17 protein-coding genes are annotated in these 19,492 nt (G+C 72.3%); 8 read left to right on the forward strand and 9 right to left on the reverse strand.

Features of this window, described 5'->3' with window-relative positions:
• Positions 1-5: 5 nt before the first annotated feature.
• Positions 6-1,220, forward strand: a complete 1,215-nt coding sequence (locus ACZ5XZ_RS20545) for an acyl-CoA dehydrogenase family protein (RefSeq protein WP_468979959.1) — start codon at positions 6-8, stop codon at positions 1,218-1,220.
• A 106-nt stretch (positions 1,221-1,326) separates the two neighbouring features.
• Here ACZ5XZ_RS20545 and ACZ5XZ_RS20550 read toward each other — a convergent pair whose 3' ends face one another.
• From ACZ5XZ_RS20550 to ACZ5XZ_RS20560, 3 genes are all read right to left on the reverse strand, one after another.
• A complete protein-coding gene (locus ACZ5XZ_RS20550) occupies positions 1,327-1,932 on the reverse strand; it encodes a TetR/AcrR family transcriptional regulator (RefSeq protein WP_468979962.1) in 606 nt (201 codons plus the stop codon).
• A gap of 27 nt (positions 1,933-1,959) precedes the next feature.
• A complete protein-coding gene (locus ACZ5XZ_RS20555; RefSeq protein ID WP_468979963.1) occupies positions 1,960-3,621 on the reverse strand; it encodes an AMP-binding protein in 1,662 nt (553 codons plus the stop codon).
• A 117-nt stretch (positions 3,622-3,738) separates the two neighbouring features.
• Positions 3,739-4,509, reverse strand: a complete 771-nt coding sequence (locus ACZ5XZ_RS20560) for an SDR family oxidoreductase (protein WP_468979966.1) — start codon at positions 4,507-4,509, stop codon at positions 3,739-3,741.
• A 259-nt stretch (positions 4,510-4,768) separates the two neighbouring features.
• On the opposite strand from ACZ5XZ_RS20560, the gene ACZ5XZ_RS20565 reads away from it, so the two are divergent.
• Positions 4,769-6,058 carry an exo-beta-N-acetylmuramidase NamZ family protein gene (locus ACZ5XZ_RS20565; RefSeq protein ID WP_468979967.1) on the forward strand — a complete coding sequence of 430 codons (1,290 nt, stop codon included), beginning with the start codon at positions 4,769-4,771 and terminating at the stop codon, positions 6,056-6,058.
• Here ACZ5XZ_RS20565 and ACZ5XZ_RS20570 read toward each other — a convergent pair.
• A complete protein-coding gene (locus ACZ5XZ_RS20570; protein WP_468979969.1) occupies positions 6,048-6,527 on the reverse strand; it encodes a YfbM family protein in 480 nt (159 codons plus the stop codon). The genes ACZ5XZ_RS20565 and ACZ5XZ_RS20570 overlap by 11 nt on opposite strands.
• Before the next feature lie 188 nt (positions 6,528-6,715).
• On the opposite strand from ACZ5XZ_RS20570, the gene ACZ5XZ_RS20575 reads away from it, so the two are divergent.
• The gene (locus tag ACZ5XZ_RS20575) at positions 6,716-8,050 is read left to right on the forward strand and encodes an MFS transporter (protein ID WP_468979971.1); all 1,335 of its coding nucleotides are present in this window, start codon (positions 6,716-6,718) and stop codon (positions 8,048-8,050) included.
• A 27-nt stretch (positions 8,051-8,077) separates the two neighbouring features.
• On the opposite strand, the gene ACZ5XZ_RS20580 is transcribed toward ACZ5XZ_RS20575, so the two are convergent.
• Positions 8,078-9,100, reverse strand: a complete 1,023-nt coding sequence (locus ACZ5XZ_RS20580; protein WP_468979973.1) for a LysR family transcriptional regulator — start codon at positions 9,098-9,100, stop codon at positions 8,078-8,080.
• A gap of 147 nt (positions 9,101-9,247) precedes the next feature.
• Positions 9,248-12,076 carry a penicillin acylase family protein gene (locus ACZ5XZ_RS20585; RefSeq protein WP_468979974.1) on the reverse strand — a complete coding sequence of 943 codons (2,829 nt, stop codon included), beginning with the start codon at positions 12,074-12,076 and terminating at the stop codon, positions 9,248-9,250.
• A gap of 256 nt (positions 12,077-12,332) precedes the next feature.
• Here ACZ5XZ_RS20585 and ACZ5XZ_RS20590 point away from each other — a divergent pair, with 256 nt between their 5' ends.
• From ACZ5XZ_RS20590 to ACZ5XZ_RS20605, 4 genes are all read left to right on the forward strand, one after another.
• On the forward strand, positions 12,333-12,947 hold the full coding sequence (locus ACZ5XZ_RS20590) for a hypothetical protein (RefSeq protein ID WP_468979976.1): 615 nt from the start codon (positions 12,333-12,335) through the stop codon (positions 12,945-12,947).
• Between the two features lie 274 nt (positions 12,948-13,221).
• Entirely contained in the window at positions 13,222-14,625 is a 1,404-nt protein-coding gene (locus tag ACZ5XZ_RS20595) for an OFA family MFS transporter (protein ID WP_468979979.1), read from the forward strand.
• The gene (locus tag ACZ5XZ_RS20600) at positions 14,622-14,735 is read left to right on the forward strand and encodes an MFS transporter small subunit (protein ID WP_468979980.1); all 114 of its coding nucleotides are present in this window, start codon (positions 14,622-14,624) and stop codon (positions 14,733-14,735) included. The genes ACZ5XZ_RS20595 and ACZ5XZ_RS20600 overlap by 4 nt, the downstream gene beginning before the upstream one ends.
• A 93-nt stretch (positions 14,736-14,828) precedes the next feature.
• Positions 14,829-16,271, forward strand: coding sequence for an amidase (locus ACZ5XZ_RS20605; RefSeq protein ID WP_468979982.1), 1,443 nt, complete (start codon positions 14,829-14,831; stop codon positions 16,269-16,271).
• A gap of 51 nt (positions 16,272-16,322) precedes the next feature.
• On the opposite strand, the gene soxR is transcribed toward ACZ5XZ_RS20605, so the two are convergent.
• Positions 16,323-16,877: a redox-sensitive transcriptional activator SoxR gene (soxR, locus tag ACZ5XZ_RS20610; RefSeq protein ID WP_468979984.1), complete on the reverse strand. Its 555-nt coding sequence runs from the start codon at positions 16,875-16,877 to the stop codon at positions 16,323-16,325.
• Positions 16,878-17,020: 143 nt separating this feature from the next.
• On the opposite strand from soxR, the gene ACZ5XZ_RS20615 reads away from it, so the two are divergent.
• Positions 17,021-17,482: a MaoC family dehydratase gene (locus ACZ5XZ_RS20615; RefSeq protein ID WP_468979986.1), complete on the forward strand. Its 462-nt coding sequence runs from the start codon at positions 17,021-17,023 to the stop codon at positions 17,480-17,482.
• On the opposite strand, the gene ACZ5XZ_RS20620 is transcribed toward ACZ5XZ_RS20615, so the two are convergent.
• Positions 17,463-18,116 carry a TetR/AcrR family transcriptional regulator gene (locus ACZ5XZ_RS20620; RefSeq protein WP_468980178.1) on the reverse strand — a complete coding sequence of 218 codons (654 nt, stop codon included), beginning with the start codon at positions 18,114-18,116 and terminating at the stop codon, positions 17,463-17,465. The two genes, ACZ5XZ_RS20615 and ACZ5XZ_RS20620, sit on opposite strands and share 20 nt — an antisense overlap.
• A gap of 152 nt (positions 18,117-18,268) precedes the next feature.
• Positions 18,269-19,420, reverse strand: a complete 1,152-nt coding sequence (locus tag ACZ5XZ_RS20625; RefSeq protein ID WP_468979988.1) for an acyl-CoA dehydrogenase family protein — start codon at positions 19,418-19,420, stop codon at positions 18,269-18,271.
• Positions 19,421-19,492 lie beyond the last annotated feature (72 nt).

Raw genomic sequence — 19,492 nt, forward strand, 5'->3', positions numbered from 1 at the left:
CACCCATGGACTTCGCATTCGACGCCCGTACCGAGGAGCTGCGCGCACGGCTCCTGGCGTTCATGGACGAGCATGTGTATCCGGCGGAGGAGACCGCCCGTGAGCAGCGCGCCGCGCTCGCCTCGCCGTGGGACACCCCCGCGGTCGTGGAGGGCCTCAAGGCCGAGGCCCGCCGGCAGGGGCTGTGGAACCTCTTCCTGCCGGACGCCGAGCACGGCGCCGGGCTGACCAATCTCCAGTACGCGCCGCTGGCCGAGATCACCGGCCGCAGCCCGCAGTTGGCGCCCACCGCGCTGAACTGCGCGGCACCGGACACCGGCAACATGGAGGTGCTGGCGCAGTTCGGCAACGAGGCGCAGCGAAAGCAGTGGCTGGAGCCGCTGCTGGCGGGCGAGATCCGGTCGGCGTTCGCGATGACCGAGCCGGAGGTGGCCTCGTCGGACGCCACCAACATCGAGACGCATATCGCCCGCGAGGGCGACGGTTACGTCATCAACGGCCGCAAGTGGTACATCTCCGGGGCGATGAACCCGCTGTGCCAGATCTTCATCGTGATGGGCAAGACCGACCCGGACGGCGCCGACCCGCGCCGCCAGCAGTCGATGATCCTGGTGCCGCGCGACACCCCCGGCGTCGAGGTCAGGCGGGCCATGCAGGTCTACGGCTACGAGGACCACTGGCACGGCGGCCACGCCGAGGTGCTCTTCCACGACGTACGGGTGCCGGCGGGCCATCTGATCGGCGAGGAGGGCGGCGGCTTCGGCATCGCCCAGGCCCGGCTCGGCCCCGGCCGGATCCACCACTGCATGCGGCTGATCGGCATGGCCGAGCGCGCCATCGAGCTGATGTGCCGCCGCGCGGTGGCCCGTACGGCGTTCGGCAAGCCGCTGGCGCAGCAGGGCGTGGTCCAGGAGTGGATCGCGGACGCCCGGGTGGCGGTGGAGCAGCTGCGGCTGCTGGTGCTGAAGACCGCCTGGCTGATGGACACCGTCGGCAACAAGGGCGCGCACACCGAGATCCAGTCCATCAAGATCGCCACCCCGCGCACGGTCGTGGACATCCTCGACAAGGCGGTCCAGCTGCACGGCGCGGGCGGCGTCAGCCAGGACTTCCCGCTGGCCGAGCTGTGGGCGGGCGCGCGGACGCTGCGGCTGGCGGACGGCCCGGACGAGGTGCACCAGCGGTCTTTGGCGCGCCGGGAGCTGAAGCAGTACCGGTGAGGGAGCCGAGGCGGTATCCGTAGGGGTGGCCGAACAGATCCCGTAGGGGGTGGATGCGCCCCCTACGGGGCCACAACGCGGTGGGGGGCGTGGGGATTCCCGCGCCCTACGGCCGCAGCGCCCGCAGCAGGAGGTCGGCCAGGTGGTCGGCCACCTGCTGCGGCGTGAGCGGGCCGTTCTCGCGGTACCAGGTGCCGAGGTGGTGGACGGACCCGAAGTGGTAGTCCACGACGAGGTCGGCGGGGATGTCGGCGGCGAACACGCCGGCGCGCTGGCCTTCCTCGATCAGGGCCCGGAAGCGCTCGTGGTAGCGCCGCCGCTCGGCGCGTACCTGCTTGTCCTTCTCCGGGCCGAGGTGGTGCATCGAGCGGAAGAAGATCTTGGTGTCGTCGAGGTTCTCGATGGTGGTGACCACGACGTCGGCGGCGGCGTCGCGCAGCCGCCGCTCGACCGGCGCGTCGGCGTCCGCGAAGTGGTCCAGGCGCTCCTGCTGCAGCCGCAGGACCCGGCCGTAGACCTCGTGCAGCAGATCGTCCTTGGAGCCGAAGTAGTGGTACAGGGCGCCCTTGGTGACACCCGCCGCGTCGACGATCTCCTGGACGGAGGTGCGGTCATAGCCCTGCTCCGCGAAGAGCTTGGTGGCGGTGGCCAGCAGCCTCTGGGCCACCGGCTTCGCGCCGCCGTTGCCGTTGCCGTCCTTCGTGCCGGCCATCGCCCTCACCTGTCCTTCGTGCGTACGTCATGCGCGGTGGCGCAGCTCCCGTCGGAGGATCTTGCCACTCGTGGTCTTGGGAAGCTCTGCCAGGATCTCCACCTCACGGGGATATTTGTACGCCGCGAGCCGCTCCTTGCAGTAGGCGGACAGCTCGGCGGGGTCCAGAGCCTGCCCGGGACGCAGGCTGACATACGCCTTGACCGTCTCGCCCCGGTAGGGGTCGGGCACGCCGACGACCGCCGCCTCGCGCACCGCGGGGTGGCCGTAGAGCACGTCCTCGACCTCCCGCGGCCACACCTTGAAGCCCGCCGCGTTGATCATGTCCTTCTTGCGGTCGACGACGTACAGCCAGCCGTCGGTGTCCATGAAGCCGATGTCGCCGGTGCGCAGTTCGCCGTCCGGGAGGGCCTCGGCGGTGGCGTCGGGGCGGCGCCAGTAGCCGGGGACGACCTGGGGGCCGCGCACCGCGATCTCGCCCTGTTCGCCGAACGGCAGGTCCCGGCCGTCCTCACCGACGATCCGGACGACCGTGTCGGGGCCGGGCACCCCGACGGCGAGCGTGCCGGAGACCTCGTCGACCGGCGCCCGCCTGCCCGGCGGGACGCTGGCGCACGGCGCGGTGCACTCGGTCAGGCCGTAGCCGTTGTGGAGGTACGGGCCGAAGCCGGCCCGGAACTTCTCGACAAGGGCGGGCGGCAGCGGCGCGCCGCCGGAGGACATCGTCGTGAAGGACGTGAAGTGGTCGCGGGTGACGCCGGGGTGGGCCATCAGCGCCATGTAGGCGGTGGAGGGGCCGACCGTGTAGGCGGGGCGGTGCTCCAGGAAGGCGTCCAGGACGACGCCCGCCTCGAAGCGGTAGGCGAGCGCGAGGGTGCCGACATTGGCGATGCAGGCGGCCAGTTCGCAGACCATGCCGGTGATGTGGAAGAGCGGGGCGAGCGCGAAGTAGGTGGCGCCCTCGGGCAGGCTCAGGCCGGTGCGCTGGCGCTCGGCGTTGTAGGTGATGTTGCCGTGGGTGTTGGTGGCACCCTTGGGGGTGCCGCTGGTGCCGGAGGTGTAGCTGATCAGCGCGAGGTCGTCGGCGGTGAGCTCCGGGTCGGCCAGGGCCGCGCGCAGTCTCCCGGCGGTGCGGGCGACGGCCAGCAGGTCGTCGGCCCCTTCCTGCGGCCCGAGCGGCTCGCCGCGCAGCACCCGGGCGTCGTCGCGGGTCTGCAGCTCCCGCTCGCAGGCGGTCAGCGCGATCCGTACGGACGGGGCCTCGGCGGCGGTGGCGCGCAGATAGCCGTCCCAGGTGCGGTCGGCGCAGATGACGGCGGTGGCCTCGGAGTCGTCGAGGATGTGCCGCGCCTCGGCGGACTTGTACATGGGGTTGAGGGGCACGACCACCCCGCCGGCCTTCCACACGCCGAGCGCCGCGAGCACGAAGTGCGGGGTGTTCTGGAGCATGACCGCGGCCCGGTCGCCGCGCCGGAACCCGCGCCCGGCGAGGTGGGCGGCGATGCCGTCGGAGAGCGCGTCGGTCTCGGCGTAGGACAGCCGCCCGTCGAAGTAGGCGAGCGCGGTGCGGTCGGGGGCGCGGCCGACCGCGGCCCGGAAGGCGTGCAGCATCGAGGGGTGCGGCCGGACGGGGGCCCGCTGGGCTTCGGTGAGCTGCGCCAGCCACGGCTTGTCCTGGTAGGAGGTCATCGGGTGCGGCCCTTTCTTCCTGATCGCCTGATCATCCCTGCGGGGGAACACCTGGGGTGACGCGGGGTGGCGGCCCGGGCCCGGCCGGCCCGCCACCCGTTCCTGCCGGAGAACGGCTCAGGCGCGGCCCTCCGCCTGTTCCAGTTTCCGCTGGAGGTGGTTCATGCCGCCCAGCCAGCGGTCGGGGTCGGTGGCCCGGGCGGCGTAGTAGTCCGCGACCTCCGGGTGCGGCAGCACCAGGAAGCGGCCCTGCTCCATCGCCGCGAAGAGCGCGTCGGCGACGTCCGCGGGCTCGACGGCGGTGGGGGTCAGCACCAGCTCCCCGGCGGCTCCGGTGGCGGTGAGCATGTCGGTGCGTACGCCCTGGGGGCAGATGGCGTGCACGTCGACGCCGCGGTGGCGGTAGGTCAGCGAGAGCCACTCGGCGAAGGCGTACGCGCCGTGCTTGGTGACGCTGTACGGGGCCGCGTCGACCATGGTGAGCAGGCCGGCCGCGGAGACGGTGGAGACGAAGCGCCCGTGACCGCGCTCCAGCCACTCCGGCAGCAGCGCCTTCGCCGCCCGTACATGGGCCATGACATTGACGTCCCAGGCCAGCGCCCAGTCCTCCTCGGGCGCGTCGGGCCCGCCGCCGGTGCCGACCCCGGCGTTGGCGCAGAAGACGTCGATCGCGCCGCCGAGCGCCTCGCGGGCGGCCGGGACGACGGTGGAGGCGTCACCGGGGACCACGAGGCCGCCGATCTCCTCGGCGGTCCGCTTCGCCTTGGCCTCGTCCAGGTCGTTGACCGCGACCCGGGCCCCCTCGGCGGCGAACCGGCGGGCCAGGGCGGCGCCGATCCCCCCGCCCGCCCCGGTCACGACGACGGCCTTGTCCCGTACGGCTTCCACTGCTGGGTCTCCCTCGGTCGCATCGGTTCGACTGACAGGCAGACTAACCAGTCGGTATGTCCTGGCGGAAGAGGCCGTCCCCGGCTCGCGACTCCTCCCCCGCTCTCGACTTCGCTCGACCGGGGGGACCCCATGAGCGGGAAGCCCCCTGGACGCGGCCCGGTCCGTTCCCCAACGGCGCCCGGCGGGCTAGCGTGCACACGGCACGCATCGGTTGGTTCCCTGCTCCCCTGCTCTGCTGGACACGGAAGGTGTGCGGATGGCTCTGTCGAGACGCGTTCTGCTCGGGCATCTGGCGGCGACCGGCGCGGCCGGCACGGCCCTGGCCGCGGCCGCACCTCCCGCACGGGCCGCCGAGCCGGCGACCGGCGGCGGGCGGCGGGTGCACACCGGCTTCGAGCGCCTGGCCGCCGACGGCTACCGCCTCCTGGAGGGCCGACGGGTCGGCATCGTCACCAACCCCACCGGCATCACCCGGACGGCCGAGCACATCGTGGACGTCCTGCACGCCGACGAACGGGTGCGGCTGACCGCCGTCTTCGGCCCCGAGCACGGCTTCCGCGGCACCGCGCAGGCGGGCGGCTCCGAGGGCCGCTACGACGACCCGGCCACCGGGCTGCCGGTCTACGACACCTACAACAAGAGCGGCAAGGAGCTCGCCGCCGTCTTCACCGCCTCCGGCGTGGACACCGTCGTCTTCGACATCCAGGACGTCGGCGCGCGCTTCTACACCTACATCTGGACGCTCTACGACTGCATGGTCGCGGCCGTCCTCGCCGGCAAGCGCTTCGTCGTCCTCGACCGCCCGAACCCGGTCACCGGCCGCTTCGCCGCCGGCCCGGTACTGGACAGGGCCTACGCCTCCTTCATCGGCCGCGAGCCGATCTCCCAGGCGCACGGCATGACGGTGGTCGAACTGGCGCTGCTGTTCAACGGCGAGTTCGTCCCCGCGGTCGCCGGACGGCCGGTGGAGCTGGAGACCGTGCGGATGACCGGCTGGCGGCGCGGCGACTTCTACGACGCCACGGGCCTGCCGTGGGTACCCCCGAGCCCCAACATGCCCACCCCAGACACCGCCCTCGTCTACGCGGGCACCTGCCTGTTCGAGGGCACCAACCTCTCCGAGGGGCGCGGCACCACCCGTCCCTTCGAGCTGCTGGGCGCCGACGGCATCGACCACCGCTGGGCCGCGGCCGCGAACGCGCTCGCCCTGCCCGGAGTGCACTTCAGGGAGGCCTACTTCGCCCCCACCTTCTCCAAGTTCCAGGGCAGGACGATCGGCGGAGTCCAGCTCCATGTGCACGACCGGGAGGCGTTCGACCCGGTGCGCACCGGCATCGCGCTGCTCGTGACCGCGCAGCGGGTCTGGGACGGCTTCGCCTGGCGCCCGGACCACGGCATCGACCGGCTGACCGGGTCGTCGACCGTGCGCAGGATGATCGACGCGGGCGCGGAGCCGGACGAGATCGTCGCCGCCTGGCAGGAGGATCTCGCCGAGTTCCGCGCCGTACGGGCCCGTTATCTTCGCTATCCGTCGCCTAGAAGCTGAAGGTCATGAACGCCCCGTATCCGCCCTCGGCCGCCTCGGAGAAGAAGGCGACGAGTTCCTCGTAGGCGCTCTTCAGCCACTCCAGCTCGCCCTCGGGGTCGAACCTCCACACGTTGGGATACACGTCCTCCTTCGTCATCCGATCCGGGTCGTAATGGGCGGCCAGTTCCTCCCACGGGGTCGCCCGCAGCTGCCGTGCCACGCTCTCCATCTGCTCGGCGGACCACCCGAACAGGGTGCCGTCCTCCAGGATCGGGGAGCCGTCCATCAGGAAGTCCAGGTACACCTCCGTCTCGTCGAGCAGGAACTGGAGGCCGCCCCACGCCTTGTCCGGGTCGCCGCAGGGGCGATGGGGGAAGTCGTCGGCGTCGTACAGCGCGGCGATGTACTCATCGGCCCAATCCGGTTCCTTCTCCGCCCTGTCCAGCTCCTCCGTCGTCGCGCTGATGAACCCGATGGTCACGCCCATGGCAGCCAATCCCCCTTGGTATACGGCATGTTCGACCCTTTGCTCGAACACGCCGGCGAGTGTTCCACACGGCACTGACAACGGACCGCGCTCGGCGGCGAGCGTCGCCGCGCGCGGTCCGTCTCAGGGTCCGGGACGGCGCGTTTCGGCTATTGACTGTCCCGTACACCGACCAGGAAAGTGCGCTGGTGAACAATGACGCGACAGCAGTGCGGAAGACGGCGGCCGGTGCGCCGTCGGCGGAGGGTGCGGACGCCGGGGGCGAGAGCCTGCGGCGGGTGGCCGTGGCCTCGTTCATCGGGACGGCCATCGAGTTCTACGACTTCTACATCTACGGGACGGCCGCCGCGCTCGTCCTCAACCAGGCGTTCTTTCCGACCCTCTCGCCGGTCAACGCCACCCTGGCGGCCTTCTCCACCTACGCGGTGGCGTTCGCCGCGCGACCGCTCGGGTCGGTGGTCTTCGGCCACTTCGGTGACCGGGTGGGCCGCAAGTCCGTGCTGGTCGCCTCGCTGCTGCTGATGGGGCTGTCCACGGCGCTGGTCGGCCTGCTGCCGGGCTACGGCACCTGGGGCGTCTGGGCGCCGCTGCTGCTGATCGCGCTGCGCTTCCTGCAGGGCATCGGCCTGGGCGGCGAGTGGGGCGGGGCCGCGCTGCTCGCGGTCGAGCACGCGCCGCGCAGGCGCCGTGGGCTGTATGCCGCCTTCCCGCAGCTCGGCCCGTCCGTCGGATTCCTCGCGGCGACCGGGGTGTTCTGGCTGCTGTCGTCCGTGCTGGACGACGCGGCGTTTCGCGCGTGGGGCTGGCGGGTGCCGTTCCTGCTGTCGTTCCTGCTGGTCGGCGTCGGGCTGTTCGTACGGCTGAAGATCAGCGAGACACCGGTGTTCGCGAAGGTGAGGGAGGCTCAGGAGGCCAGCCGGGTCCCCGTGGTCGACGTGCTGCGCCGGCATCCGCGCGAACTGCTGCTGGGCGCGGGCGGCATGATCGTGGCGTACGGGCTCTTCTACACCGCGACGACCTACTGCCTGTCCTACGCGACCGGCGAGCTGGGCGTCTCCCGCAGCACCATGCTGGGGCTCTCCCTGATCGCCTGCCTCTTCCTGGCCGCCGGCACCTGGCTCGCCGCCACCCGCTCCGACAGCGCCGGCCGCCGCAGGCTGATCCTGGCGGGCAGCGGCCTGGCGGTGCTCTGGGGGCCGGTGCTCTTCCCGCTGCTGGACACCCGGCAGCCGGCGCTGATCGCGCTCGGCCTCGGCGGCGCGCTGTTCTGCATGGGCGTGGTGTACGGCCCGATGGGCGCGTACCTGCCGGAGCTGTTCGCTACGGCGGTGCGGTACTCGGGCGCCTCCCTGGCCTACAACCTGGGCGGGGTGCTGGGCGGCGCGGTGGCGCCTCTGGTCGCCACCCGGCTCCAGTCGGAGTTCGGCTCCGCGTCGGTGGGCTGGTACGTGAGCGCCATGGCGGTCGTCTCGCTGGTGTGCGTCCTGGCGCTGCCGGAGACCCGGGAGCGGGAGCTGTCCTGAGGGCCCGGCGCAAAGCCCCCGGTGGCCTCACGAGTTGAGCCACCACCGGCCGCTCTCCCTCGACAGCGCGTCCCACAGGAGGTTGAGGGGGTGGCCGGGCGGATACGACGCCCGCTCCCCGCGCCGGGTGAAGACGCCGACCAGCACCTCGGTCCGGGGCTCCGACTCCCCGACGATCTCCAGGGTGCGCAGCCCGCCGGCCTCCGGGAGGCGACCGTCCGCGGCCGCCTCCCCGATGCCCCGGGTGACCAGCATCGCCCCGCTGACGACCCCGGAGCGCAGCAGCTCGAAGCCGTAGTGCGCGGCCTCTATCTCGGCCGCTATGGTCAGCCGCTGGCGGTAGTCGGGTCCGTACCACGCGGTCAGGAAGCGGCCGATGAGGCCGCGCGCCGAGATCACCAGGGGCAGCCGGGGCAGCTCGCACGCGCCGAGGGAGGTGCCGGGCAGCCGCTCCGGCGGCAGGTTCGTCAGCAGCGACAGACCGCTGCGGCGCCACTCCATGACCTCGTACGGAGCCAGCAGTTCGGCCTCCGCGCCTTCCGTGACCACGACGCTGCCGCAGACCAGGTCGAGTTCCTTGGACCGCAGTTTGGTGAAGAGGTCGCCGGTGCGGACGTGGGTGACCTTGAGGTCGACACCGTCGCGTTCGTAGTCCTCGCGGACGCGTTCCACCGCGTCCAGCAGGAAGCCGAGGGTGTAGCGGGTGGTACCGACGGAGAGCGTCCTGCCGAGCCGGCGGCGGGCGCCCTGCACACCGTCCGACCACGCGCCGAGGGTGCGCCGCGCCAGGTCGACCAGCGCCTCGCCGGTCGCGGTGAACAGGGCGTCCCTGCCCCGACCCTGTTTGAGTACCAGCTCCTCGCCGCACAGTGCGGCGAAGGTGCGGTTCATCCTGTCCAGCTGCTTTTGCACGCTGGACTGTTCGCGGCCCAGCCGGCGCGCGGCACCCAGCGCGGTGCCCGTCTCATGGACGACGATCAGTGTGCGCAGCTGGTCCATGGTGGTGTCCAGCAGCTCCGGCGGGTACTGCTGCGGACCTGACGAGGCCATGCGCGCCCAACTCGCTTTCCCTCCCTGGAAATCAGGACTGTGCAGCATAGCCCGCGCACCCGTGCGAAGGCCCCGGGGTCCCACCCCGGGGCCTTCGCCTGCCGGCAACCGGTGTCCGGTATCCGCCTACCGGTGTCCGGTACCCGTCTAACGGTGTGCCGGGAACTCCACGACCTGCTGGTACGTCGGCCGGTTCTGCCAGCTGATGGTGTCGTGGGTCAGCCCGCCCACCGCGCGGTGGATGATGGCGTCCGCGCACCACTGGTCGCCGGCCTTGCAGCTCGCGTCGCCCGGGTAGACCTGCTCGGCCGTCTTGCCGCTCGCCTGCGCGAGCGTGGCCAGGAGGGTGTCGCGGCAGGCGGAGAGGTCGCCGCCGCCGCAGTAGCGCCGGGCGAGCGGGCCCCGGACCTTGTCACCGAGCACCGAGCGCAGGTCCTTGTCCGCGTAGCTCCACCAGCCGTACTGGAAGGCCGATCCGGCGTGCCCTCCGGTCGGGCCGTGGCCGGCCGACGGCGACTCGTCGATGGCGAGGTCGGCGCCCAGCGCGTCGTACAGGTCGCCGCCCAGGCCCGGCTTGAAGACAGCCTCGATCATCAGCGGCCACCAGGCGTCCATCAGCCGGACCGCGTCGGGGTGGGTGTAGGTGTGCGAGCCGGCGGCGGTCTCGCGGCGCTGGGCGCCGTCCTTGTGCCAGGCCTGCAGCTGCTGGACCGCGGTCTTCAGCCGGGGGTCGGTGACCGGCTTGCTGCCCACTACGCGCAGGAGTTCGGGCAGCACGTCCTCGCCGCGCAGGTCGGTGACGGCGGCCTCGGCCATCGCCCGGGTCAGCGAGGCCCGGGTCACCCCGCCCTCCTCGGTCAGTGCGCGCACCCGGTCGTCCAGCAGATTGCCGCGGTGCACCGAGCCGTTGCCGAAGCCGGCCGAGTCGTAGTCCTCGGCCTGCTTGTTGTTCCAGGAGATGTAGTAGTCCTGGTCGACGGACTGCGGGTGCTGGGCGGGCGGGGTGTAGTCGGTGGTGTTGGTGGCGGGGTCGTAGCCCTGCCACTCGTAGGCGTCGTCCGCCGTGATGGGCAGCGACGGGTCGACGGCGGGGTTGCGGACCGGGTTGAGGCCGCTGTTGTAGTACGCGGTGTCGCGGGAGTCGGCGTAGAACCAGTTGAAGGCGTAGCCGATGTGCTGGGCCGCCTTCTGGAAGGACCTGGCGTCGCGTACGGCGGAGGGGTCGTTGAACATCTGGAAGCCGATGATCGAGTCGGCCTCGTGGCGGTAGGTGGAGCGCTGGGCGGTGTAGGCGACGGGCTTGCCGCGGACGGTGGCGCGGTGGGTGACGGTCCCGTACTTCGTCCGGAACACCTGCATCCGGTACGAGCCGGCCGCCGTCGGGTCGGCGATGGTGGGCTTCCAGGAGTTGGTGCGCTCCAGCTTCTCCATGGGGACGCAGGCGCCGTGGTAGCGGTAGGAGGTGGAGTCCTTGGTGGCCGGCGACCCGTCGGCGTTGCACAGTTCGACCGCGTAGGTGTCGGTGATGTCCTGGCCGGCGGAGGTGGCGCTCCAGGCGTAGTCCTGGCCGCGGCCGAGCTGGACGTACATCCCGACGCCCGCGAAGGAGGCGCCGCGGGCGCTGATGCCGGGCCCCTGGATCTCCTGGAGCATCAGCAGCTGGGGCGCGAAGTAGCCGGTCTGCGGGCCGAAGACGGCGACGGGGTGCCCGCTGGCGGTGTGTTTGCCGGAGACCAGCAGGGCGTTGGACATCCCGCGGCGCTGGTGGGGGTTGAAGCTGCCCTTGGGCAGCACCCCGTCCTTGAACAGGCCCTCCAGCTTGCGGAACTTCTTCGGGGCCGCGACCGGGTCCCGGGGCGGCGTTCCGCTCTTGGTGGTCGCCGCGCCGGTGCGGTCGAAGACCAGCGGCTCGGGGGTGACCGAGCCGCGGTCCGGCAGCGCGGTGCCCTTGGCCTTGGCCGGCTTGACGGCGTAGGGGAAGCTGCTGCCGTCGTGCAGGGTCTTGGCGGCCTCGGGGTCGTTGCGCTCCCGGAAGGACTCCCAGGCCTCGGTGCCCTTCTCGACGCCGTACTTCTGCTGGGCGGCGAGCAGGGACAGGGCGTTGGTGACCTCCCCGCCACCACCGTTGCCGAAGAGGCCGCCGACGACGGAGGCCAGCGCTATCAGGTCGGTGAGTTTGAACGGCGCGATCTCACCGGCGTTGGTGATCGCGTCGATATGCCCGGTGAGGACGTACTCGCCGGGGAAGTAGCGGCCGTTCTTGGACTGCTCGCGGTAGGCGTTGATGCCGTCGACGTAGGCCTGCGCGTCGGCCATGGCCTGCTTGCCGCGCTCGCCGTTGTGGTCCCTGATGTAGTCGACCTGCTGCTGGAGGTCGTCCTCGGTGTACGGCGCCTGCGGCCAGAACTGCTGCTCCAGGCCCTGGTTGGCCAGCGCTCCGCCGGCGAAGGAGGTCAGCTCGCCGCGGCCGATGTGGCGGAAGAGGTCCATCAGCCAGAGCCGGTCCTGGCCCGCGGCGTATCCGGCGCCGAATTCGGTGCCGTAGCGGGTGGTGCCCTTGATGTGCGGGACGCCGGTCTTCTTGTCGCGGGTGATGGTCACGTCGTCGCGGGGCGCGGTGACCTTGCCGACCTGGCCGTCGGGGACACCGAAGGAGGCGTCGTTGAAGAACTGGGTGAGGGTGTCGTCGGTGAGCGACTGGTAGCCGCCGGCCAGCGCGCCGTACGGGGCGAGTTGGTCGGTGGAGTGCGCGGGGTGGGTGCCGAACAGCTTGTTGCCGAGGATCTCCACCAGGGTGGCGTTGCCGGTGGCGCCGGGCGGCAGGATGTCGGCGCACCGGCCTTCGCAGTAGTCGTGGGCGGCCTGGTCGGGGCTCGGCGCGGCGGCCGCGGTGGGGGGTGGCGCCAAGACCGTGGCGCCCAAGGCGAACAGGGCCGCGGCCGCGGCGGTCCTGAGCCTTCCGGTACGTCGTCGCATCCCTGCTCCTCGATGGGGGTCCCCCCTGCTCCTCACGAACTCGGGGGAGGGTGGGCGGGACGTTACCGGCGGTTATCCCCGGCCGGAAGGTGAACAACAGTCACCTTTGCCAATTCCCCACAGACGCAACGGCCGCCACTGTCGTGACATCTCACCGCGACACCGGCGAACCGCACGAAAGTTCGAGGGATCCAGGCGGCGGCCGGCTACGTCCCATCCCCGTCAAGTCGGGTCCTCCCCCCGGAGGTGGGATGAAATGGCCGGTTTCAGAGCCCTCGCAGAACAGGTCCGCAATCCACGACTCGTCGCAGCTCAGCGGCGCACCGCCCTGCGCAAGTGCCTTGAACGCTTCGCCCCTTACGGACACCGGGCGACCTGGCACCATCTGTGCACCCGGGCCGGCATCGCGACCCAGGACCGCGATCCGGACCCGGAGCGGCTGGTCGCCGCACTGACCGAGCTGGAAGAGGCCCGCACCCTCTGGCTCGCGTACGAGGAGGAGTTCGCCGCCCGGCGCCGCAAGGAGAAGCACGACGGCATCCGTCAGCCCAGCGCGATCGACGACTGGCACCGGCGGACCTGGGGCGGCTGCGACATCGTGCCGTGCGAGTCACCGCAACGGCACCCGGCGGCCCGGCTCGCGGAGGTGCTGCGCCGCATGATCGTGGCGATGGAGGCGGGGCGGCCGCGCCGGGACTGCCCGGTGTGCGGCAGCACGCGCTTCGCCTGGCTCCCGGAGACCGCCGACGTCCCGGCGCCCGGGCCCGCCTGCCGGCAGTGCGGGGTGCTGGCCCCGGCGTCGGTGCTCACCCGTGAGGCGCTGACCTCGGCGATCCGCGCCCAGGGCGCCGGGGCGTTCGCCGCGGCCTGAGCCCGGACTCCTTTTCACGCGCGTGGTCGGCCCCGCCCCGGAGGCCCTCCGGGCGGTGGTGGACGTCCGCGTGTGGCCGGTGCGGCGGCCCGCCGCCGAACTGGGCCTGGACACCCTCCCATGCCGTAGGGCATGGGAGGTGCCCCAAGGCATCGAGGACACCCTCCTGATGCCCGACGGCACCCGGCCGACGGCGACGCCGCGTTGGTGCCCGCCGCGGCGACTTCGGCGTGCGGCCTTCCCGGAGGGGGACCGGCGAGGTACGTTCCGGCACATGATCGCGCCCGCCCGTGCCCGCATCGTCGCGCCTTCGGGGTGGAGCCGGTGGCTGGTGCCGCCCGCCGCCCTGTCCATCCATCTCGCCATCGGGCAGGCCTACGCCTGGAGCGTGTTCAAACCGCCCCTGGAGTCCGCCCTGAAGCTGTCCGGGACGGCCTCCGCGCTCCCCTTCCAGCTGGCCATCGTGATGCTCGGGCTGTCTGCGGCGTTCGGGGGCACGCTCGTCGAACGCAACGGCCCGCGCTGGGCGATGTGCGTGTCGGCCCTCTGCTTCTGCAGCGGCTTACTCGTCGCCGCCCTCGGCGCGGCCACCGGCCGGTACTGGCTGATCGTCCTCGGCTACGGCTTCATCGGCGGCATCGGCCTGGGCATCGGCTACATCTCCCCCGTCTCCACCCTCATCAAGTGGTTCCCCGACCGCCCCGGAATGGCCACCGGCATCGCCATCATGGGCTTCGGCGGCGGCGCGCTGATCGCCTCGCCCTGGTCCGTCCAACTGCTCGCCGCCCTGGGTTCCGACGCGTCCGGAATCGCGCGGACCTTCCTGGTCATGGGCCTGTCCTACGCCGTGTTCATGTCCCTGGGCGTGGTGCTGGTGCGGGTCCCCGCCGACGACCGGCGGCCGCCGGGCCGGCCGGCCGCGGCCGCCTCGGCGGCCCGTCCGCTGGTCACCACGGCCCAGGTCTCGGCGCGCGGCGCGCTGCGCACCCCGCAGTTCTGGTGCCTGTGGGTCATCCTGTGCATGAACGTCACGGCGGGCATCGGCATCCTGGAGAAGGCCGCCCCGATGGTCTCCGACTTCTTCGCCCGCACCGCGGCACCGGTGAGCGCATCGGCCGCGGCCGGCTTCGTGGGCCTGCTCTCGCTGGCCAACATGCTCGGCCGGATCGTCTGGTCCTCGGCCTCCGACCTGGCCGGCCGCAAGCACGCCTACCGCCTCTACCTGGGCGCCGGCGCCCTGATGTATCTGCTGATCGCGCTGGCCGGCGATGCTTCCAAGCCGTTGTTCATCGCCTGCGCGGCGGTGATCCTGTCCTTCTACGGCGGCGGGTTCGCCACCCTCCCGGCGTATGTGAAGGACCTGTTCGGCACGTATCAGGTGGGTGCGATCCACGGCCGGCTGCTGACGGCCTGGTCCACCGCGGGCGTGCTGGGCCCGCTGATCGTCAACGCCGTCGCCGACAGCGGGAAGTCGGCCGGCCGCAGCGGCCCCGACCTCTACGCCACCTCCTTCTTCATCATGATCGGCCTGCTGGCCGTGGGCTTCGTCGCCAACGAACTCATCCGTCCCGTGCACCCCCGGCACCACCAACCCCCCGCGCCCGGAGCCCAGTCGGCCTCCGGCGGGCGCGCCGCGTCCGGGCCCGCGCCCGCCGACACGAAGGGAGCCGAGCAGTGACCGCCCGCCGCGCCCTCCTCCTCGTCCTCGTCTGGCTGTGGGTGGCCGTCCCCTTCCTGTACGGCCTTTACGAACTCACCCTCAAGCTGAAACAACTGTTCACGGGCTGACCACCCGCACCGACAGCGCACCCGGCGCGGGCACCGGCCCTTGCGCCCGTACGGCACCAGGGCCGCGCGGGCACCCCTAGGAGGGAGACGTCCATGGCCGAGCTACATGATCTGTCCGCGCTCGAACAGGCCGAGGGGATCCGGTCCGGTGAGCTCTCCCCCGTGGAGCTGACCGAGCACTACCTGGCGCGGATCGATCGGCTCGACGACACACTGGGCGCCTTCATCACCCGCACCCCGGAGATCGCCCGCAAGCAGGCCGCGGAGGCCGAGAGCGAGGCCGCCGCGGCCCGCCGCGAGGGCCGCGAACTGCCGCCGCTGCACGGCGTCCCGGTCCCCATGAAGGACCTCCACCAGGTCGCCGGGGTGCGCTGCACGATGGGTTCGCGGGCGCTCGCCGAGCATGTGCCGGAGGTCGACGCCCATGTCGCGGGCAAGCTGCGGGCGGGTGGCACCATCCTGCTCGGCAAGACCAACACCCCCGAATTCGGGCTGCCCTGCTACACCGAGAACGGCTTCGCCCCGCCCGCCCGCACCCCCTGGGACCTGGCGCGCTCGGCGGGCGGCTCCAGCGGCGGCGCGGCCGCGGCGGTCGCCGGCGGGCTGGCCCCCGTCGCGCACGGCAGCGACGGCGGCGGCTCGATCCGCATTCCGGCGTCGGCCTGCGGGCTGTACGGCATCAAGCCCAGCCGCGGCCGGATCAGCAGCGGCCCGCTGATGCACGACATCACCGGCCTTGCGACCTCCGGCCCGCTGGCCCGTACGGTCGCCGACGCGGCCACCCTGCTGGACGTCATGGCGGGCACGATGCCCGGCGACCCGTACGCGGCGCCGTCGCTGCCGCCCGGCGAGACCTTCGCCTCCTACGCGCTGCGCGACCCCGGCCGGCTGCGGATCGCCTACCTGACCGGAGCGCCCATCCCGGGCGTCGAGATCCACCCCGACTGCCGCACGGCCGCCGACGACACCGCCGCGCTGCTGACCGGGCTCGGCCACGAGGTCGAGCGGCTGTCGCTGCCGTCGGACGACTCGATCCGCGAGGCCTTCACCCGGGTCTGGTCGGTGATGGCCGCCAACCAGCCGGTCCCGCCGGAGGGCGAGGAGCTGCTGATGCCGCTCACCCGCTATCTGCGCGAGCGCGGCGGCCAGGTCTCCGGCGCGGACTTCGCGCGCTCGATGTACGCCTTCCGCATGCTCGCCCAGTCCCTCGCCGACGGCCTGATGCCGCCGGGCACCGGCTACGACGTGATCCTCTCACCGACCTTGGCGACGCCGCCGGTGGCCGTCGGCGAGCTGCGCAACGACGCCGACCCGCAGGCCGAGTTCGCCGCCCTGGGGTCCTTCACCCCGTTCACCGCGCTCTGCAACGCCACCGGCCAGCCCGCGGTCAACGTCCCGCTGCACTGGAACGCCGAGGGGCTGCCGATCGGTGTGATGCTGGCCGGCCGGTACGGCGACGAGGCGACGCTGATCGCGCTGTCCGCCCAGCTGGAGCAGGCCCGCCCGTGGGCGGCCCGCAAGCCGGCCCTGTGGTGAGCGCAGGCTGACCGCCGCGCCGTCCCGGCCGTGGGGCGGGCGCGGCCGCGCTCATCCCTGCGTGCCCTCCCGGCACGACGACGGCACGGCCTCCCGGCGCGGCGAGGCCGCCTGGGGGCGGGACGGTGCGGACTCCGGGTCCTTGGCGCCCCGGTCGACCCGCAGCCGCCGGGCGCCGGGCCCCTGCTCGCCGAGGTTGTCGTAGGGGTTGGACAGCGCGCACTTCTCCAGCGAGAGGCAGCCGCAGCCGATGCAGTCGGTCAGCCGGTCGCGCAGCTCGACGAGTTGGCTGATCCGCTCGTCCAGCTCGGAGCGCCACACCTGGGAGAGCCGGGCCCAGTCGTCGCGGTTGGGAGTGCGCTCGTCCGGCAGCTCCGCCAGCGCGTCCCGGATCACCGCGAGCGGGATCCCGACCCGCTGCGCCGCCCGGACGAAGGCGACCCGGCGCAGCGCGTCCCGGGAGTAGCGGCGCTGGTTGCCCGCCGTCCGGGTGCTGCTGATCAGCCCCTTGGACTCGTAGAAGTGCAGCGCGGACACCGCCGCGCCGCTGCGCGCGGACAGCTGGCCGACGGAGAGCTCATGAACCTTGAACGGAAGCTGGGGCACGTTTCCACCCTAGCCGCGCAGGCGTTGACAGCGGGTACTCGCACTCCGCATGCTGAGCAAGCGCTTAGTAAGCGGCGGCCCGGCGTACGACGGCCGCACCCGGTGCACGACGGCGTAGGTGGATCCCAAGGAGGCAGACGGAGATGGCAGAGCCCCGAGTGTTTGGATCGCTCGACGAGCTGCGGGCCGCGGTCGGCGAGGAGCTGGGCACCAGCGACTGGCTGGAGATCGACCAGAAGCGGATCGATCTCTTCGCGGACGCCACCGGCGACCACCAGTGGATCCACGTGGACCAGGAGCGGGCCGCGGCCGGCCCGTTCGGCACCACCATCGCGCACGGCTATCTGACGCTGTCGCTGCTGCCCGCCTTCGTACCGCAGCTGATGCGGGTCGACAACGTGAAGATGGGGATCAACTACGGCACGAACAAGGTGCGCTTCCCGGCCACCGTGCCGGTCGGCTCGCGGCTGCGCGCCACGGCGAAGATCGCCGACGTCGCCGAGGTGACGGGCGGCGTGCAGCTCACCACGGTGGTGACGATCGAGCGCGAGGGCGGCGACAAGCCGGTGTGCGTCGCGGAGTCGGTCAGCCGTTTCTACCTGTAGCGGGGCCCGCCGGGTCGGCGCCCACCATCCGCAGCACGAGGTCGGCGTAGAGCGCGCCGACCTCGTCGGGGGTGCGCGGGCCGTCCGCCGAGAACCAGCGGGCGACGTCCACGCACAGCGACAGCACCGCCAGGGTGGTGCCCGGTACGTCGTCGGCCCGGAACTCCCCGCTGTCCGCGCCGTCCTGGATGATCTGCCGCAGCAGGCGGTCCGTCCGGCGGCGCAGACCGGCGATCTCGGTGTAGTGCTCGGGGCTCAGCGCCTGGAGTTCGTACTGGATGACCCGGGCGGTGGTGTGGTGCTCGGCGTGCCAGCGGGCGAAGGTCCGCACGGCGTCGCGCAGCCGCTCGGTGGCGCCGCCCTCGGCCTCGGCGGCGGCGCCCATGATGCGCAGGGCCTTTTCGTGGCCGATGCCGCTGATGCGGTAGAGCAGCTCTTCCTTGGTCTTGTAGTGGATGTAGAGGGCCGCCGGGCTCATACCGGCCCGGCCGGCGATGTCACGGGTGGTGGTGGCGTGGTAGCCGCGCTCGGCGAACGCCTCGACGGCGGCGCCGACCAGCCGCCGCGCGGCGTCCGGGGTCACCCCGGCCCACTCCTGGTTCTCCTCCGCAGCCTGCTCCGCCGCCGCACCCATCGCCGCACCCCGCTCCTCGATCCGCCAGGGACGTTCCTTGGACGGATCGAACACCATACCGCGCTACTGAGCAAGCGCTTAGGGCCTGTCCGGTGGCAGGACCGGACAGGCCCGGGGAGGGCGGCGGGCGGCAAGGCGCCCGCACACCGGGGTCAGAACGCGGAGACCCCCGTCAGCGCACGGCCGATGACCAGCTTCTGTATCTGGCTGGTGCCCTCGTAGAGCGTCATCACCCGGGCGTCGCGCAGCAGCTTGCCGACGGGGTATTCGTCGATATAGCCATAGCCCCCGAAGACCTGGAGCGCGTTGTTGGCGGCGCGCACCGCCGCTTCGGAGGCGAACAGCTTGGCCTGGGAGGCGGCGGTGTCGAACGGCTCACCGCGCTCGATGAGATCGGCCACCCGCCAGGTCAGCAGCCGCGCCGCGGCCACGTCCACCGCGATATCGCTGATCAGCTCCTGCACCAGCTGATGCCGGGCGATCGGCTTGCCGAACTGCTCGCGCTGGCCCGCGTAGCCGATCGCGGCGTCCAGCGCGGCCTGGGCGATGCCCACACAGCCGGCGGCGACCGACATCCGCCCCTTGGCCAGCGCGGACATCGCCACCGAGAAGCCCTTGCCCTCGGGGCCCAGCATCGCCGCGGCCGGCACCCGTACGCCGTCCAGCACCAGCTCCGCGGTGGCCTGGCCGCGCAGCCCCAGCTTGCCGTGGATCTCGCGGCGCGTCAGGCCGGGGCTGTCGGTCGGCACGAGGAAGGCGCTGATGCCCTGATGGCCCGGGGCGTCGCCGGTGCGGGCGAAGAGCAGCACCACATCGGCCCAGGTGCCGTTGGTGATGAACATCTTGGCGCCGTCGACGATGTAGTCGTCCCCGTCGCGGACCGCCCGGGTGGCCAGTTGCGCCGCGTCGGAACCGGTGCCGGGCTCGGTCAGGCCGAAGCAGCCGACCGCCTCGCCCGAGGTCAGCCGCGGCAGCCACTCCCGTTTGTGCCGCTCCTCGCCCCAGGAGGCGATGGTCTTGGCCACCAGGCCGAGCGAGACGGAGACGATGCCGCGCACCGCGGAGTCGCCGCGGCCCAGCTCCTCGGTCACCAGGACGTAGGAGAGGTGGTCGCCGCCGGAACCGCCGTACTCCTCCGGAACGGTGAGACCGAGGAAGCCGAGGTCGCCGAGCTTTCGGACGATGCCGCGGTCGACCTTCTCCGCGCGGTCCCAGGCGGCGGCGTACGGCACGACCTCGCGGTCGACGAAGTCCCTGGCGAGCTGCCGCGCCGCGGCCTGCTCCGCGCTGAGCTCCAGATCCATCCGGCCCCCTCCTGGCCAAGAGCAGTGCCGCGCGCCCTGTCGCACACCATTAATTAGCACTGCTAGTTTTTG

The sequence above is a fragment of the Streptomyces sp. NPDC033270 genome (assembly GCF_055576575.1).

Coding starts and splice junctions, on each gene's coding strand:
- ACZ5XZ_RS20545 (WP_468979959.1), top strand. CDS start 6: ATGGACTTCGCATTCGACGCCCGTACCGAGGAGCTGCGCGCACGGCTC.
- ACZ5XZ_RS20550 (WP_468979962.1), bottom strand. CDS start 1,932: ATGGCCGGCACGAAGGACGGCAACGGCAACGGCGGCGCGAAGCCGGTG.
- ACZ5XZ_RS20555 (WP_468979963.1), bottom strand. CDS start 3,621: ATGACCTCCTACCAGGACAAGCCGTGGCTGGCGCAGCTCACCGAAGCC.
- ACZ5XZ_RS20565 (WP_468979967.1), top strand. CDS start 4,769: ATGGCTCTGTCGAGACGCGTTCTGCTCGGGCATCTGGCGGCGACCGGC.
- ACZ5XZ_RS20570 (WP_468979969.1), bottom strand. CDS start 6,527: ATGGGCGTGACCATCGGGTTCATCAGCGCGACGACGGAGGAGCTGGAC.
- ACZ5XZ_RS20580 (WP_468979973.1), bottom strand. CDS start 9,100: ATGGCCTCGTCAGGTCCGCAGCAGTACCCGCCGGAGCTGCTGGACACC.
- ACZ5XZ_RS20585 (WP_468979974.1), bottom strand. CDS start 12,076: ATGCGACGACGTACCGGAAGGCTCAGGACCGCCGCGGCCGCGGCCCTG.
- ACZ5XZ_RS20590 (WP_468979976.1), top strand. CDS start 12,333: ATGGCCGGTTTCAGAGCCCTCGCAGAACAGGTCCGCAATCCACGACTC.
- ACZ5XZ_RS20595 (WP_468979979.1), top strand. CDS start 13,222: ATGATCGCGCCCGCCCGTGCCCGCATCGTCGCGCCTTCGGGGTGGAGC.
- ACZ5XZ_RS20605 (WP_468979982.1), top strand. CDS start 14,829: ATGGCCGAGCTACATGATCTGTCCGCGCTCGAACAGGCCGAGGGGATC.
- ACZ5XZ_RS20615 (WP_468979986.1), top strand. CDS start 17,021: ATGGCAGAGCCCCGAGTGTTTGGATCGCTCGACGAGCTGCGGGCCGCG.
- ACZ5XZ_RS20620 (WP_468980178.1), bottom strand. CDS start 18,116: ATGGGTGCGGCGGCGGAGCAGGCTGCGGAGGAGAACCAGGAGTGGGCC.
- ACZ5XZ_RS20625 (WP_468979988.1), bottom strand. CDS start 19,420: ATGGATCTGGAGCTCAGCGCGGAGCAGGCCGCGGCGCGGCAGCTCGCC.